Annotated in this window: 14 protein-coding genes; 7 read left to right on the forward strand and 7 right to left on the reverse strand. The window is 57.7% G+C overall.

Annotation, left to right across the window (positions count from 1 at the left end; genetic code table 11):
* Window positions 1-144 precede the first annotated feature (144 nt).
* The gene (gene fghA / locus Q0753_RS08480; RefSeq protein WP_298719441.1) at window positions 145-984 is read right to left on the reverse strand and encodes an S-formylglutathione hydrolase; all 840 of its coding nucleotides are present in this window, start codon (window positions 982-984) and stop codon (window positions 145-147) included.
* 228 nt (window positions 985-1,212) lie between these two features.
* Window positions 1,213-2,331: an S-(hydroxymethyl)glutathione dehydrogenase/class III alcohol dehydrogenase gene (locus Q0753_RS08485; protein WP_298719563.1), complete on the reverse strand. Its 1,119-nt coding sequence runs from the start codon at window positions 2,329-2,331 to the stop codon at window positions 1,213-1,215.
* Between the two features lie 298 nt (window positions 2,332-2,629).
* Here Q0753_RS08485 and Q0753_RS08490 point away from each other — a divergent pair, with 298 nt between their 5' ends.
* Together Q0753_RS08490 and putP are read left to right on the forward strand one after the other, a co-directional pair.
* Complete coding sequence (locus Q0753_RS08490) at window positions 2,630-3,397, forward strand: AraC family transcriptional regulator (protein ID WP_298719443.1); 768 nt, start codon at window positions 2,630-2,632, stop codon at window positions 3,395-3,397.
* A gap of 266 nt (window positions 3,398-3,663) precedes the next feature.
* Window positions 3,664-5,157: a sodium/proline symporter PutP gene (gene putP, locus Q0753_RS08495; protein ID WP_298719445.1), complete on the forward strand. Its 1,494-nt coding sequence runs from the start codon at window positions 3,664-3,666 to the stop codon at window positions 5,155-5,157.
* Window positions 5,158-5,368: 211 nt separating this feature from the next.
* Here putP and bfr (Q0753_RS08500) read toward each other — a convergent pair whose 3' ends face one another.
* From bfr (Q0753_RS08500) to Q0753_RS08515, 4 genes are all read right to left on the reverse strand, one after another.
* Window positions 5,369-5,836: a bacterioferritin gene (gene bfr, locus Q0753_RS08500; RefSeq protein ID WP_298719447.1), complete on the reverse strand. Its 468-nt coding sequence runs from the start codon at window positions 5,834-5,836 to the stop codon at window positions 5,369-5,371.
* A gap of 12 nt (window positions 5,837-5,848) precedes the next feature.
* Window positions 5,849-6,313: a bacterioferritin gene (gene bfr, locus Q0753_RS08505; protein WP_298719449.1), complete on the reverse strand. Its 465-nt coding sequence runs from the start codon at window positions 6,311-6,313 to the stop codon at window positions 5,849-5,851.
* Between the two features lie 260 nt (window positions 6,314-6,573).
* Window positions 6,574-7,773, reverse strand: coding sequence for a hypothetical protein (locus Q0753_RS08510; protein ID WP_298719451.1), 1,200 nt, complete (start codon window positions 7,771-7,773; stop codon window positions 6,574-6,576).
* A 180-nt stretch (window positions 7,774-7,953) separates the two neighbouring features.
* The gene (locus tag Q0753_RS08515) at window positions 7,954-8,346 is read right to left on the reverse strand and encodes an STAS/SEC14 domain-containing protein (protein ID WP_298719453.1); all 393 of its coding nucleotides are present in this window, start codon (window positions 8,344-8,346) and stop codon (window positions 7,954-7,956) included.
* A 176-nt stretch (window positions 8,347-8,522) separates the two neighbouring features.
* Here Q0753_RS08515 and Q0753_RS08520 point away from each other — a divergent pair, with 176 nt between their 5' ends.
* The 5 genes from Q0753_RS08520 to Q0753_RS08540 all read left to right on the forward strand — a co-directional run bounded on the left by Q0753_RS08520 (window position 8,523) and on the right by Q0753_RS08540 (window position 13,996).
* The gene (locus Q0753_RS08520) at window positions 8,523-9,092 is read left to right on the forward strand and encodes a DUF2939 domain-containing protein (RefSeq protein WP_298719455.1); all 570 of its coding nucleotides are present in this window, start codon (window positions 8,523-8,525) and stop codon (window positions 9,090-9,092) included.
* Window positions 9,093-9,234: 142 nt separating this feature from the next.
* Window positions 9,235-10,365 carry a homogentisate 1,2-dioxygenase gene (locus Q0753_RS08525; RefSeq protein ID WP_298719456.1) on the forward strand — a complete coding sequence of 377 codons (1,131 nt, stop codon included), beginning with the start codon at window positions 9,235-9,237 and terminating at the stop codon, window positions 10,363-10,365.
* A gap of 37 nt (window positions 10,366-10,402) precedes the next feature.
* Entirely contained in the window at window positions 10,403-11,389 is a 987-nt protein-coding gene (locus tag Q0753_RS08530) for a fumarylacetoacetate hydrolase family protein (protein WP_298719459.1), read from the forward strand.
* The gene (gene maiA, locus Q0753_RS08535) at window positions 11,376-12,029 is read left to right on the forward strand and encodes a maleylacetoacetate isomerase (protein WP_298719461.1); all 654 of its coding nucleotides are present in this window, start codon (window positions 11,376-11,378) and stop codon (window positions 12,027-12,029) included. Before Q0753_RS08530 ends, maiA begins: the two co-directional genes overlap by 14 nt.
* Window positions 12,030-12,031: 2 nt before the next feature.
* Window positions 12,032-13,996 carry an acetoacetate--CoA ligase gene (locus Q0753_RS08540; protein ID WP_298719464.1) on the forward strand — a complete coding sequence of 655 codons (1,965 nt, stop codon included), beginning with the start codon at window positions 12,032-12,034 and terminating at the stop codon, window positions 13,994-13,996.
* A gap of 490 nt (window positions 13,997-14,486) precedes the next feature.
* Here Q0753_RS08540 and Q0753_RS08545 read toward each other — a convergent pair whose 3' ends face one another.
* A complete protein-coding gene (locus tag Q0753_RS08545; RefSeq protein ID WP_298719466.1) occupies window positions 14,487-14,972 on the reverse strand; it encodes a DUF6515 family protein in 486 nt (161 codons plus the stop codon).
* Between the last annotated feature and the right edge of the window lie 115 nt (window positions 14,973-15,087).

Here is a 15,087-nt window from a genome sequence, read left to right on the forward strand (position 1 = left end):
ATGTTGCTGTGATTCACCGTCACTGCAAGTCATGCGCCATGCCTGAGAATCCCGATGTGCCTGCCGGTTCGCGCCGCATAAATGGGCGCCTTACAAAAAACACCAGTGCTAACAGAAGACCCGGTAAAGACCGGGCCTGAAAGCTTAGTTACTGGCCAGATGCTCCGCATGAAACCGCAGATGGTCTTCGATGAAGCTGGCGATAAAGTAATAGCTGTGGTCGTAGCCGGGCTGCATGCGCAGGGTCAGGTTGGCGTCCACCTGCTCGGCGGCCTGCGCCAATGCCTGAGGCTTGAGCTGCTCGGCCAGGAAGTTGTCGGCCTCCCCCTGATCCACCAGCATGGGCAGTGTGCAGCCATGCTCTTTCAGCAACAGGCTGGCGTCAAATTGGGCCCATTGATGACGATCGTTACCCAGATAGGCACCCAGCGCCTTGTGGCCCCAGGGGCAATCGACCGGGTTGGAAATCGGAGCGAAAGCCGACACCGACAGAAACCGCTCGGGATTGCGCAGCGCCAGCACCAGGGCGCCGTGGCCGCCCATGGAGTGACCGCTGATGGCACGCTTGCCAGACAGCGGCAGTTCGGCCTCGACCAGCGCCGGTAGCTCGCTCAGCACATAGTCATACATCTGGTAGTGCTGCTTCCAAGGCTCCTGGGTAGCGTTGACGTAGAAGCCGGCCCCCAAACCCAGGTCGTACGCCGCGTTTTCATCATCACTCACGCCATCGCCACGGGGGCTGGTATCGGGGATGATCAGCGCCAGACCCAGTTCGGCCGCTACCCGCTGGGCACCCGCCTTGCTGGAAAAGTTTTCGTCGCTGCAGGTCAGGCCCGACAGCCAGTACAAAGCCGGCACCGGGCCCTGCTCCGCCTGAGGCGGCAGAAACACCGAAAACTGCATGCTGCAATTGAGGGTGCTGGAGTCGTGCCGATAGCGGATCTGACGACCACCAAAGCTCTTTTGTTCTTGTATCAGTTGCATGGGGATCCTTACAGGTCAGTAGGCGTTCCCTCGAAGAACATGGGAACAAAATGAACGGGAGGTAAAAACATGCTCCACGCGATAATGGGAGCGAAAGGAACGATGGAAGGTACAGCACACCGACCCGCAGCAAGTACATCCATGTATGCTCGACGACGGCATCCCTGCCGTCGACGGTCGGTTTAACTGTATCCCTCCATCGCTCTTATCCAATCACCTTCGATTTTCTTATTTGTCGAAATGGATGACCGAGCGGATCGACTTGCCTTCATGCATCAGGTCGAAAGCGTGGTTGATGTCTTCCAGACCCATGGTGTGGGTGATGAAGGTATCCAGTTCAAACTCGCCGTTCAGGTACTGCTCAACGATGCCCGGCAGCTGAGAACGGCCTTTAACACCACCGAAGGCACTGCCGCGCCATACCCGGCCGGTAACCAGCTGGAACGGACGGGTGGAGATTTCCTGGCCGGCACCGGCAACACCGATGATAACCGACTCGCCCCAGCCCTTGTGGCAGCATTCCAGGGCGGAACGCATCACCTTGACGTTACCGATACACTCGAAGGAGTAATCCACGCCGCCGTCGGTCAGCTCGACGATCACGTCCTGAATCGGCTTGTTGTAGTCTTTCGGGTTGATGCAGTCGGTGGCGCCCAGCTTGCGAGCGATGTCGAACTTGTCTTCGTTGATGTCGATGGCAATGATGCGGCTGGCCTTGGCCATGACGGCACCGATGATCACGGCCAGGCCGATACCGCCCAGGCCGAATACCGCGACTGTGTCGCCTTCCTGCACATTGGCGGTGTTCTTGACCGCGCCCATGCCGGTGGTGACGCCACAACCCAGCAGGCAGACCTTCTCCAGCGGGGCTTCCTTGCTTATCTTGGCCAGTGAGATTTCCGGTACTACGGTGCGCTCGGCGAAGGTAGAGCAACCCATGTAGTGGAAAATCGGCTTGCCGTCCTTGAAGAAACGGGTGGTGCCGTCGGGCATCAGACCCTGGCCCTGAGTGGCGCGTACCGCCTGGCACAGGTTGGTTTTGCCGGATTTACAGAATTTACACTCGCCGCACTCGGCGGTGTATAGCGGGATCACGTGATCGCCCACTTCCAGGGTGGTCACGCCCTCGCCTACTGCCTCGACGATACCGCCACCTTCGTGGCCGAGGATTGACGGGAAGATACCTTCGGGATCATCACCCGACAGGGTAAAGGCATCGGTATGACACACACCGGTGGCGACAACACGCACCAGCACTTCGCCTTTTTGCGGCGGCATCAGATCCACTTCTTCGATGCTCAGCGGTTTGCCGGCTTCCCAAGCGACGGCGGCACGGGTTTTGATCATGTCCATTAGCTTCTCCAGTGAAATGCAGTGCGATAACCGATTCAGTATAACGGGCGTACAGAACGCTGCCGTTACAACATCTGTCGCCATTGTATCTAGCTCAAGCACCAGTGAGAATGGGGGCAGATACAAATGATTTTTACAGCTGAGTAATAATATGCGACAAGATCAGCTGTGCGCTACATCATGCTCCCGGCGACCCGGGCTGTATTATGGTTCTCCCCGGTGTAGAATTCGTGTCTGCACAGGTAACGACCTTTTGACAGACCACACCGCCACCAGCCCAAAGGAAAGTGAAATGTCTGCTTTCAAGCCCTTTGAAGTCATGGCCCTGCCCACCGAAATGGCCCACCACCAGCATCACTATCACCAGATTGTTATCGGCCTCAACGGTCAGACCGACTTCGACATCGGCGGCCGCGGCAACCTGGTGGGCCCGGGGCAGGGCTGCCTGGTGTCTTCACAGCTGAATCATGCCTTTGGCGGTCTCGGGTCCAATAAAATACTGGTGCTTAACCTGTCACCGACTCAGTCGCCGGCACTGCCGGGGCAGCAGGAGCGCATACATCATTTGTTTGAACAACCCCGCTACTTCCAGCTTCATCCCCAGGCTCAACAACTGATTTCGGTGTTGAGCAACGAGATGCACAACAATCCGCATGACGAGCTGCTGGGGCAGGCCTGTGCCAACACGTTGATGTGCGCCCTGCATCGGCATATGCAGTTACCTTCCCGCCTGCAGGCCAAGCGCCTGAATATGGAGGTGATCGACAGCTACATCGAACAGCATATGGATCGCAAAATCACGGTGGCTCAGCTGGCGGGCTGCGCCTTTCTCGGCGAGAGCCAGTTTCATACGCTGTTCAAGGAGCAGACCGGTATCTCCCCCTATCAGTACCTGCTGGAAAAGCGGCTGAGTGAAGCACGCCAGATGCTGGCTCACAGTCATCACAGCCTGGCCTATATCGCTCAGCATTGCGGTTTTTCCAGCCAGAGTCTGTTTACCCAGGTATTTTCCAGCCGACTGGATATTTCTCCCGCCCGTTACCGCAAGCTACACCACTAGACTTTTCCCCAAACAGCGTCCAGCATGCTCATGAAGGACAATTGGTATCCATTTGTAACCAGAAATACCGTATTTGTGATCACTCTTTTCGAACTGGCGGAGTTTTCCTGAAAAATAACGCAGCAAAGCAAAAGATCCCGGCCACGATTCTCCCTACTATCCTTGTGATGTAACAAGGTTTTAACCATCGATTGCGCACGCATGGCAATAAAACAACTGTGCTCTACTTTGATAGAAAACAGGAATCCATTCTGGAGGAACAGGGAATGATTGAATCCAACTATGCCATTACCGGCACCTTTCTCGTGTATCTGATCGGCATGATGGCCATTGGCTACTACGCCTATAAGCGCACTGCCAACTCGGCCGACTATTTTCTTGGTGGTCGCTCTCTGGGTCCCTGGCCTGCGGCCATCTCTGCGGGTGCCTCGGACATGAGTGGCTGGTTGCTGCTGGGTCTGCCCGGCTTCGCCTATGCTGCCGGCTTCGAATCCTTCTGGCTGGCCGGCGGCCTGCTGCTGGGCACCTGGGCCAACTGGATGTTCTGTGCCAAACGACTGCGCACCTATACCCTGGAGGTAGATAACGCCATCACGATACCGGCCTACCTGTCTCGCCGCTTCGAAGACAAATCCAAGGTGCTGCAGATTATCTCGGCCCTGATGATATTGATGTTCTTCCTGTTCTACACCAGCTCGGGTCTGGTTGCCGGTGGCAAGCTGTTTGAAACCGTATTTGGCCTGGATTATCAGATTGCCGTGGTGCTCGGTACCCTCTGCATCGTGTCTTACACCATGTTCGGTGGCTTTCTCGCCGTGTCCTGGACCGATCTGGTGCAGGGTCTGATGATGGCGGCCGCGCTGATGATAGTGCCGATTGCGGCGATGGAAGGCGGTTTCGGCCAGCTGGAAACCGATCTGAACAATCTTAATCCCAATCTGCTGACACTGTGGAGCAACATCGATGGCGAGTCCCTGTCCGTCATCGGTATTGTCTCGCTGGCCGCCTGGGGGCTGGGCTACTTCGGTCAGCCTCATATTCTGGCTCGCTTCAATGCCACCCGCACCAACAAAGACATCACCACCGCCCGCCGCATCGCCGTCACCTGGAGCTTGCTGTCCATGGCCGGCGCCCTGATGGTCGGCCTGGTCGGGCTGCTCTATGTGCAGAAAAACATGGGTGGCGAGCTGGCAGATGCGGAAACCATCTTCATGGTGCTGGTCAACGCCGTATTCCACCCGGTGATCGCCGGTATCCTGCTGGCCGCCATTCTGGCCGCCATCATGAGTACCGCCGACTCCCAGCTGCTGGTGTCTTCTTCTGCGCTGGCCGAAGATTTTTACAAGCAGATGTTCCCCAACACCAGTGCCAAAACGCTGGTCAACATCGGTCGTTTTGCGGTGGTTGGTCTGTCGCTGGTAGCCTTGATGCTGGCGATGAATCCGGACAGCACGGTACTGGGGCTGGTGTCTTACGCCTGGGCCGGCTTTGGCGCCGCCTTCGGCCCGGCGCTGCTGTTCAGCCTGTACTGGCGCAACATGAACCGCAACGGCGCCCTGGCCGGGGTGCTGGTCGGCGGCATCACCGTCGTGGTCTGGAAACAGCTTTCCGGCGGACTCTTCGATCTCTATGAGATCGTCCCCGGCTTCATTCTCGCTTCCATTGCCATCGTACTGGTCAGCAATATGACCGGCGGCCCCAAGGCCTCGGTTACCAAGACCTTCGACAGCTATCGGAAGAGTCTGGATACCCTGGACTAACCCCATATCAGCCCGGCACCCGCCGGGCTTTTTTCTGCGTACAACATTTGATGGCCCAGGGTGAAACCCGTGCACCAGATCCTGCGGTGCCGGATTTCGCAGCTGAAGCAGCGACTACATCCGTGCTGTATGTTGGCCACGACGTGGCCGCTAAATACAAAAAAGCCGCAATAGCGGCTTTTTTATTTAACATTCAGCATTGCGCGATATTTTACATCTGCGATTGCAGGTAGTTGGGCAGACCGATACGGTTGATCAGGCCCAGCTGCTGCTCCAGCCAGTGGGTGTGGTCGTTTTCGGTGTCTTCCAGCAGTACCTGCAGCATGTCACGGCTCTGGTAGTCTTGTACCTGTTCGCACAGGGCCATGACGTTGCGCAGATCCTCGATTACCTTGTATTCCAGGTTCAGATCGCTCTGCAGCATGGCCGGCACGTCCTTGCCGATATTCAGCGGAACCCGGGTAACCATGTCCGGGGTGCCACCCAGAAACAGGATGCGTTCAATCAGCTTGGAGGCATGACCCTTTTCATCTTCAAATTCATGATCGATGCGCTCGAACAGCTTCTTGAATCCCCAGTCGTCATACATGCGGGAGTGAATAAAATATTGATCCATGGCGCTCAGTTCGCCGGCCAGCAGCTCGTTCAATGCCGCTATTACCTTTGCATTACCTTTCATGTTCGGCTCCCGTTACATTTGCGACTGTTGGTAGTTTTCGAGTCCGATCTTGGCGATCAGGTCGAGCTGGGTGTCTACCCAGTCGAGATGGGCTTCTTCGTATTCTTCTATTTCACAGAGCAGTTCGCGGGAAACGTATTCCTGTATCGACTCGCAATAGGCGATGGCGTCTTTCAGCACCAGTAACTGTTCTTCCACCTGCTGCTTGTCGCATTGCAGCATTTCTTCGGTGTTTTCACCGATACGCAGCCGGTTGAGGTGTTGCAGGTTGGGCAGCCCTTCGAGAAACAGGATGCGTTCTATCAGCTTGTCGGCCTGCTTCATGTCCTTGATGGACTTCTTGTATTCGCGCTCGTCCAGCTGATGCAGGCCCCAGTTCTTGAACATGCGGGCATGCAGAAAATACTGATTGATGGAGGTGAGCTCTATGCTAAGCACCTGATTCAGGTACTCGATGACTTTCTTGTCGCCTTTCATATCTTCCCCCTCTGAATAATGCGGTCATCATAGTCTCAAACAGGCTTATTTTCAAATAAAGTGCCACTAAGCCATTGATTTAATTTAAATAAGGTAGTGTTAATAAAAACAAATCCGATTTATAGCCAAGCTCACCCATGGTGCCGATGATGACTACAGAATAGTCGTATATTCGAGCCGCAACTTGTTATTCAGCCATATAGCGCCAATCGCAGAATCGAAAAGGGCTTCCCGGCGTGGGAAGCCCTTGAAGAAGACCTTTACTTGATCCAGATGGGGTTGGAGTAAGCCCGGTTACCTTGCTTGTCTTCCACGACCCATTGCATCCAGGTGCGCTTGGGCGGCACCGGTACTCCGGTTCTGAACCACTTGGCACCGTTGATTTTCCAACCGGCTACCTGTTTGCCATCCAGCCAGACTTCGGCCTTGGCCAGCCCCACACCGGAGCGGAATTCAACCTGGGTTTCACTGTAAGGTGTCGCCTCGCCACCGAAGTTGGTGGTAATGGGGTAAACCTCGGGACCAAAGCTGACAAAGCTGTGACCGCGGGCCGCAGAACTGGCGAAATCGGCGGTGATACGGCCCTTGGGGGTATAGGCGTAGAGCTTGCCACTGTTGTGCCGCGCATCCTTCAGCAGAGGGCCGGCATTCAGATAGACGCGCTCGCCCCGGTTCCAGCGCTGGCGCATCACCGACAGATAGGACTCGAAGTTACCGGTCACTGGTTTCAGATCAAATAGCCCCAGCTCGGCCTGAGGGCTGGCAGTGGTATACATTTCCTTGTCGGACAACAGGTTACCGAGCGAGCCGGCACTGAGCCAGGCGGTGAAGTCACCGCCCTCGCCTGCGGCATAAGAACGACGCAGATCATCGGTTTCATACAACTCATTCAGGCTGTTCTGCAGCTGGGCCGCGGTCCAGTGGCTCTGCACCATGCGTGTCATGTCGTTATAGCTGGACAGATCCTGATTAACCGGCTCGTTACGCTGCAATCGGTAGCCGGCGAACAGGGTCTCCTTGACCGGATCGAGCAGTTTGGTGCTGAGCTTGATACCCGGGTAGTCTTTGCCCACTTCGTAACGGCTCAGCAGGCGGTGCCCATTCCATTGTCGCGTCAACTCAATCACCAGCTGTTCCGGGGTGTGCTTGACCACCTCCAGCTTTTCAACGGTCAGCTCGCCCTCGCCGGGCACAAAATCAACCGAGTCGATCAGGTCTGCGCCAAAGACACCGTTTTCCACCATCGCCAGATCCACGATCCCGCCTTGAGCAATGGCAAAGGTAAAATGCGGGGTACTAACGGTAAGATCATCGGCACCACGGGCATCGCCAGCGGCTATCTGGGTCGGGCCATGCACCAGTTCGATTCCGGCAGGCGGTGCATTCTTTGCGGAGTGGGATGAACAGGCGGTCAAAACCATGGCGGCCAGCAGCGACAGGCCGGATTGATAAAAGCGCATCTTGAAGAAACCCTGAATGAAAGAACGACGATGAAGCCGCGATTCTGACAGCTCCCTGCCAGAACTCAAGCTCCGCAAAAAAGAAGCCGCGGCGGTAAAACGGCACTCCCCTCGTCAACGCCGGAATGCTTGCCAAAGCGTATAAAACTGTGTGTCTGGCGTCGCGACGAACCGGGTCGCTCAAGGCTCATCCTGCTCCAGCCAGGCCCTGGCATCCTGCAGGTGCTCGAAATACTGCACCTGGCTGCTGAGCAGAAACCAGTCCACCACCATGGCCATCAGTTTTTCCCTGAGATCAACGCCGACAATCGCCAGCTTGCTGAATTCATCGCCATGCTTGCGGGTAAACTGAATGTCTTCCCACAGGGCTTTTGCTTCCCAGCCGTTGAAGTCAATCATGTCGACCAGGGCCTTGATTCGGGGACTGTCCATGTCTTCCAGTGCCTGTTCGAGCTGCTGCTCCATCTCCCTGAAATCATCATAGGCGATATCGCCATAAATCTTGATGGTGAGCCACAGGGTATGGTTATCCTGTTTGCTCATTTCGACAGACATGCCGTGTGCTTCCAACATAATGGCTGCTCCCTTAACTGCGCCTCGTGGTCATAATTATGGTCGTTCTCGTCGCTTGCGCCTTTGGTTGTCGCGAAAAAGGGACTAAAAATGCCGGCTCGTCGATTTCAGCTTGCCTGAGAATCCCGTTACAGGCAGCCTTGACGCGAATATTGGTTTCCTGGAGTTTCAAGTCCGTGCGCAAAACAAAATATGTGCTGTTATTGCTGATCCTGTACGCTGTTGGCTATGTCGCCGCCGCCCCCTGGTTAACCGCCTACCGGATCAGCGACGCCGTCGACCAGCGCGATAGCGTGGCGCTGGCCGAACGGGTGGAATTCGACAGTGTACGCCTGAGTCTGAAACAACAACTGAACAGCCGGGTGTTGCGCGAGCTTGGCGCAGACAACAAACAAAATCCCTTCGCGGCCCTCGGTGCCAGCCTGGCCAATATCATGGTGGACGGCCTGCTGGATACCTACATGACCCCGGCCGGCATAGAGCGACTGATGCGGGGAGAAACGCCGGCGCCCGGCATTCCCGAAAGCCGCCCGCTGCCGCCCTCCAATACCAACGGTAACGGCTCCGACTCCGGCAAGCCCCAGGCCGAGCGTAAAAAACTGTTCTCCGACGCCCACATGGGTTACCGGTCGCTGCATCGTTTCGTGGTCACGGTCACCGACGACGAGGGCAAGCAGGCCGATTTTGTGCTGAGCCGACGCGGACTGGACTGGAAACTGACCGCCATCGTACTGCCGCTGAATTAACCGACGCATGACCGAATACGACTGGAACCAATGCTGAGTGAAGACCCGGGCAGAGCCGGTGGATCGATGCCAGACTGAGGATATGAATGGCGAGCCTGTGCGGGCTTCGCCGGCTCCGTGTTGATCCAAGGAGAATCATGCCATGCGTCACTGGTTCCAGTTTCCCATTCGTGAAGGCGACACCTCGCGCCAGGCCCACTGCGACATGCCAGCGGGAACCTTCGAACGAGAAATCGGCAAGGAAGGTTTTTTCGGCCCCGCCACCCACATGTACCACCGCCACCCGCCTACCGGCTGGAGTGCCTGGGAGGGGCCGCATCGCCCCCGCGCCTTCGACACCAACAAGCTGCAGCCAAAGGGAAACAGTCCCTGGGATGCCACGCTTCTGCTGCACAACGCCAGCCTGAAGGTACGACTCTGGCAAAGCGACCAGTCGATGAATCATCTGGTGCGTAACGGCGACGGCGACGAGTGTCTGTTTGTGCATCGGGGTAAGGGCCGGCTTTTTTGCGATTATGGCCACCTGAGCTTCGGCGAGGGTGACTATATTATCCTGCCCCGTGCCACCAGCTGGCGGCTGGAAATCGAACAGCCGGTGACCCTGCTGATGATAGAGGCCACCCACGGCGCCTACATGCAGGCGGAACGCGGCCTGGTGGGCCGTCATGCGATATTCGATCCGGCCGTACTCGAATACCCCAGGTTGGACGATGCCTTCAAGGCCCAGAGCGAGCAGCCCGGCGAGTGGCAGGTGTTGCTCAAGGCCCGGGGGCAGATAAACCGCATCAGCTTCCCCTTCAATCCACTGGATGCCCAGGGCTGGACCGGCGACCTGACCGTGTTCAAGCTCAACTGGCGCGACATTCGTCCCTTGATGAGCCACCGCTACCACCTGCCGCCCTCGGCGCACACCACCTTCGTCGCCAACGACTTCGTGATCTGTACCTTCGTGCCCCGGCCTATCGAGTCCGATCCCGGTGCGCTCAAGGTGCCCTTCTACCATAACAACGACGATTTTGATGAGGTCATCTTCTATCATCAGGGCAATTTCTTCAGTCGGGACAATATAGAAGCGGGGATGATCACCCTGCACCCCTGCGGCTTTACTCATGGTCCTCATCCCAAGGCCTTCGCCGCCGGTGCCAAACACACTCGTACCGAAACCGACGAGGTGGCGGTGATGATCGACTCACGGCAGCCGCTGGAGGTGGCCGAGTTGCCGGACGGGATGGAAAACATCGACTATGTTCACTCGTGGCAGGCAAAACCATAACGCGATAAAGCGCACTGGATACATCAAGGAGGCGATGGTGAAACTGGCTTCTCTGAAACAAGGTCGTGACGGCCAACTACTGGTGGTGTCCCGGGATTTGAGTCGGGCGATCACCGCAGACGGCATTGCCCCCACCCTGCAGGCGGCACTGGATTACTGGGCCGAAACCGAGCCGGCATTACAGGCACTTTATCAACAACTGAACCAGGGAAACTGTGCCGACAGCTTCGCGTTTGACCCGTCCGCCTGTGCCTCGCCCCTGCCCCGCGCCTATCAGTGGGCCGACGGCAGCGCCTACGTCAATCATGTGGAGCTGGTGCGCAAGGCCCGCGGCGCCGAGATACCGGCCAGCTTCTGGACCGATCCGCTGATGTACCAGGGTATGTCCGACGGTTTTATCGGGCCATGCGAAGATATTTGTCTGGCCGATGAAGCCTGGGGCATCGACTTCGAAGGCGAAATCGCCATTATTACCGGTGATGTCCCCATGGGTACCCCCGCCGAAAGGGCCGACGCTCATATCAAGCTGCTGATGCTGGTCAACGATGTGTCGCTGCGCAACCTGATTCCGGGAGAACTGAACAAGGGCTTCGGCTTCTTCCAGTCAAAACCGGCTTCGTCCTTCTCGCCGGTGGCCATCTCCCCGGATGAACTGGGCGATGCCTGGCAAGACACCAGGGTGCATCACCGCCTGCGGGTTCATCTGAACGGCGAGCTGTTCGGCGAGCCGGATGCGGGCACCGACATGACCTTCAACTTCGCCCAACTGCTGACCCATGTCAGCTTTAGCCGGGACCTGTGCGCCGGCTCCATCATCGGCTCCGGCACCGTCTCCAATGTGGATCGCAGCACCGGCTCCTGCTGTCTGGCCGAACGACGCATGCTGGAAGTTCTGGATCAGGGCGAAGCTCGCACCCCCTTCATGAAGTTTGGCGACCGGGTGCGCATCGAGATGCTGGACGCCCAGGGCCAGTCCATCTTCGGTGCCATCGACCAGCAGGTGACGAAATATGAAGCTCTATGATTATGTCCGCTCTTCCGCCGCCTACCGGGTACGGATTACGCTTCACCTGAAAGGACTGAGCTGTGAGACCCTTCCCATCTCCTTGCTGGATGGCACCCAAAGAAGCGATAGTTATCGGTCTGTGAACCCAACCGGCCTGGTGCCCAGCCTGGATACCGGTCACGGCATCCTCGGCCAGTCGCTGGCCATTATCGAATATCTGGACGAAAGCTATCCCGAGCCGCCGTTGCTGCCGGCCATGCCCTTTGCCCGCGCCCGCTGCCGGGCTCTGGCGCTGCAGGTGGCCTGCGACATACACCCACTCAACAACCTGCGGGTGCTCAACTACCTGACCGGTGATCTCGGACTCAGTGAAGAGCAAAAAACCACCTGGTATCACCACTGGCTGCAGCAGGGGCTGACTCCGCTGGAACAGCAGCTGAGCACCAGCGACGCACCGTTCTGCTGCGGTGACTCCCCTAGTCTGGCGGATATCTGCCTGGTGCCCCAGCTCACCAATGCCCGCCGCTTCAAGCTGGATCTGGCGCCTTATCCCAGGCTTGTCGCCATCGAGCAGGCCTGCAACCGGCTCGAGGCATTTCAACTGGCGCACCCGGATCAACAGCCCCCCCATCCCGGCAACCCCCTGATCAGGAGGTGAACATGTCCCGGCAACTTGCCCCCTTGTGGCGCCCCTCTCCCGCCCGGATAAAACGCAGCCAGCTGTATGAGTTCATGCAACAGGCAAACCGCCGCTACGGACTCGAGCTGACCGACTATCAAAGCCTGCATGCCTGGTCGGTGCAGGACAGTGCCGCCTTCTGGAACCTAGTGTGGGACTTCGCCGAGGTAGTGGGTGAAAAGGGTGAGCAGCCGGTGCTGAACGCCGCCAGCGCCCGTGACGCGGTCTGGTTTCCCGAAGCCCGGCTTAACGTTGCCGAAAACCTGTTGCGCCATGCCACAACACACCCGGATCAAGCTGCCCTGCTGTTTATGGCCGAGGGGCAAAATGAGCGGAGCCTGAGCTGGAGTGAACTGACCGAACAGGTGGCGGCCATTCGTGCCGGTCTGGAGCACGCCGGTATCAAACCCGGTGATGTGGTAGCCGGTTACCTGCCCAATCTGCCGGAAACCCTGGTCGCCATGCTGGCCACCACCGCACTGGGGGCAATCTGGACCTCGACCTCCCCCGACTTCGGTGCCGACAGCGTGATAGAACGCTTCGGTCAAACCCGGCCAAAGGTACTGTTCAGCGCCGACGGTTATCGTTACAACGGCAAGCGGCATGACACCGGCGACAAAGCCAGAGCCATAGTCGCGGCCATCGACAGCATCGAACACTGGGTGAAAATCCACTACCTGGGGGCAGACCAGCCTGACTCCGACGACAGGGTGCAACACTGGTCTGAATGGCTGCGCCGCCACGCCGGGCAGCCGCTGCATTTTACTGCCATGCCCTTCAACGCGCCGCTCTATATTCTGTATTCTTCGGGTACCACCGGCCAGCCCAAGTGCATAGTGCATTCGGCCGGCGGCATCCTGCTCAACCATCTGAAAGAACATCGGCTGCATTGCGATATTCGCCCCGGCGACAGGGTATTCTATTTCACCACATGTGGCTGGATGATGTGGAACTGGCTGGTCTCGGCACTGGCCAGCGGCGCCACCCTGCTGCTTTATGAAGGCGCGCCTTTCTTTCCCGATGGCAAGGTGCTGTGGAACTGGGCCGAAAAAACGGGCATGACCCTGTTCGGCACCTCCGCCAAATACCTAGAAGCCATGGAAAAGCAGCGGATTCATCCGCGTGACCACCATTATCTGGGGGCCCTGCGCACCCTGTGCTCCACCGGCTCGGCCCTAGCGCCCGAACAATTCGACTTTGTTTACCGGCGCATCAAGTCCAATCTGCAGCTGGCTTCCATCGCCGGCGGCACCGATATCTGTGGCTGCTTCGTGCTCGGCAACCCCATCAGCCCGGTTTATCGCGGCGAGTGTCAGGGCATTGGTCTGGGGCTGGATGTGCGGGTGTACGACGAACAGGGCCGGCCCTTGCTGGAACAGCCAGGCGAGCTGGTCTGTTGCAACAGCTTTCCCAACCGGCCGGTGGGGTTCTGGGGCGACGATGACGGCAGCCGCTATGACGCCGCCTACTGGCAGACCTACCCGGGCTGCTGGCATCACGGTGACAGAGTGGCGTTGACGGTACACGGCGGCATGGTGTTCTATGGCCGCTCGGATACGGTGCTCAACCCGGGTGGCGTGCGTATCGGTACCGCCGAAATCTATCGTCAGATCAGCCGCTTCGAGCAGGTAGCGGATGCGGTGGTGGTGGGTCAGCACTGGCACAAAGATGAGCGGATATTGCTGTTCGTCAAACTGGTCGAGGGCGAGCGGCTGGACGGCGCACTGAAAGCGGCCATTTGCCGACGCATTCGCAACCAGTGCAGTCCGCGTCATGTGCCGGACAAAATACTGGCCGTGACCGATATTCCCAGAACCCGGTCGGGCAAGACGGTCGAACTGGCGGTACGCAATGTGGTGGAAGGCAAGCCGGTAAAAAACATCGGTGCCCTGGCCAACCCACAAGCACTGGAACTGTTCCGCAATCTGCCCGATCTCAAGGAGTAATCCCTATCTGAATAAAGATCTGATCTTTCTCAAGCCCGAACTCAGAGGCAACACAGCCGGCTCCCACGACACGCCATTTAGCCTTGCCACTCGCTGTTTCAGCCTACTGCGAACATTCACTGGATGTTCGGTCAGGCTGAAACAACTCGTTACGGCAGCAAGCTGCCCCATGGGGGCTCGGAAATGCCGTCTGACCGCCAGGGACGGCGGGAATGCCGGAACGGCAGGAGCATTTTCCGGCCCTGGCATTTCATGGTCGTGGGAGCTCGTCTCTGTTGCTTCTTTTTGAGTCCCGAGTTGCCTGCAGACAGCACCAACAGATGACTCTGCTGTATCAAGGAGGACAAAGGGATCTGCTCAGCCGACCCTCCGCGCCACGGATGGTGCGGCTGAGCCCCCAAGGATGGGTTCACGGCGAGTAGGCGGGGCGGACCCTTTGTCCGACCTTTGCAGAACAACCGAGCAGATCTGTTATTTAAGCTGTTTGGCATTACCACCTGTGTCCGGACGGCGGGGCAATCACCCGATAACCACGCTGATAGGAACGATAGTAATTACCGCCGTGGTAGTAATAGGGATCACCACCCAGGTTGAAGCTGACATAACCACCGGGCAGGCCATGCACTATGGTACCCAGAGGCAGGGTCACCGAGATATGTGCTCGCGAAGAACGGTGCTCACGATAATAGTGACGGGGCGGCTGATAATAATACTGCTCTACCACCCTTGCCCTGCGCGGAGCGTACCGATAGTGACGATGATGCCTGTGATGCCGAGCGTGTTTACGGTGCTTGAAACGCTTGCCGTAGTGCTTGCCATAGTACTGATTCTGGTGCCTGTCGTAGCCCTGCTGGTATCCTCGGCCATCACCGCGCCCCTCTCTGTCTGCCAGCACCTGCGGTGCCATCAGGCCAAAGGTCAGCGCCCCGAGCAGAGGCAACAGCCATCGACGACGTTTGAAAAGTTGCAGTATCATGGGTGTCTCCTCCTCTTGACAACTATCGGCATGGGGTAACCGATGAGTGTGGAGATACCTTGATTATGGGCCAGATCCAAAGATAACGACAGCCCGGCCTGACCTTGATGGTCAG

Origin of the sequence: uncultured Oceanisphaera sp., assembly GCF_947495715.1 — a bacterium.
Taxonomy (GTDB): domain Bacteria; phylum Pseudomonadota; class Gammaproteobacteria; order Enterobacterales; family Aeromonadaceae; genus Oceanimonas; species Oceanimonas sediminis.

Excerpts from the sequence above, each read along its gene's own strand:
- fghA (WP_298719441.1), bottom strand. The coding sequence starts at position 984 with ATGCAACTGATACAAGAACAAAAGAGCTTTGGTGGTCGTCAGATCCGC.
- Q0753_RS08485 (WP_298719563.1), bottom strand. The coding sequence starts at position 2,331 with ATGATCAAAACCCGTGCCGCCGTCGCTTGGGAAGCCGGCAAACCGCTG.
- Q0753_RS08490 (WP_298719443.1), top strand. The coding sequence starts at position 2,630 with ATGTCTGCTTTCAAGCCCTTTGAAGTCATGGCCCTGCCCACCGAAATG.
- putP (WP_298719445.1), top strand. The coding sequence starts at position 3,664 with ATGATTGAATCCAACTATGCCATTACCGGCACCTTTCTCGTGTATCTG.
- bfr (WP_298719447.1), bottom strand. The coding sequence starts at position 5,836 with ATGAAAGGTAATGCAAAGGTAATAGCGGCATTGAACGAGCTGCTGGCC.
- bfr (WP_298719449.1), bottom strand. The coding sequence starts at position 6,313 with ATGAAAGGCGACAAGAAAGTCATCGAGTACCTGAATCAGGTGCTTAGC.
- Q0753_RS08510 (WP_298719451.1), bottom strand. The coding sequence starts at position 7,773 with ATGCGCTTTTATCAATCCGGCCTGTCGCTGCTGGCCGCCATGGTTTTG.
- Q0753_RS08515 (WP_298719453.1), bottom strand. The coding sequence starts at position 8,346 with ATGTTGGAAGCACACGGCATGTCTGTCGAAATGAGCAAACAGGATAAC.
- Q0753_RS08525 (WP_298719456.1), top strand. The coding sequence starts at position 9,235 with ATGCGTCACTGGTTCCAGTTTCCCATTCGTGAAGGCGACACCTCGCGC.
- maiA (WP_298719461.1), top strand. The coding sequence starts at position 11,376 with ATGAAGCTCTATGATTATGTCCGCTCTTCCGCCGCCTACCGGGTACGG.
- Q0753_RS08540 (WP_298719464.1), top strand. The coding sequence starts at position 12,032 with ATGTCCCGGCAACTTGCCCCCTTGTGGCGCCCCTCTCCCGCCCGGATA.
- Q0753_RS08545 (WP_298719466.1), bottom strand. The coding sequence starts at position 14,972 with ATGATACTGCAACTTTTCAAACGTCGTCGATGGCTGTTGCCTCTGCTC.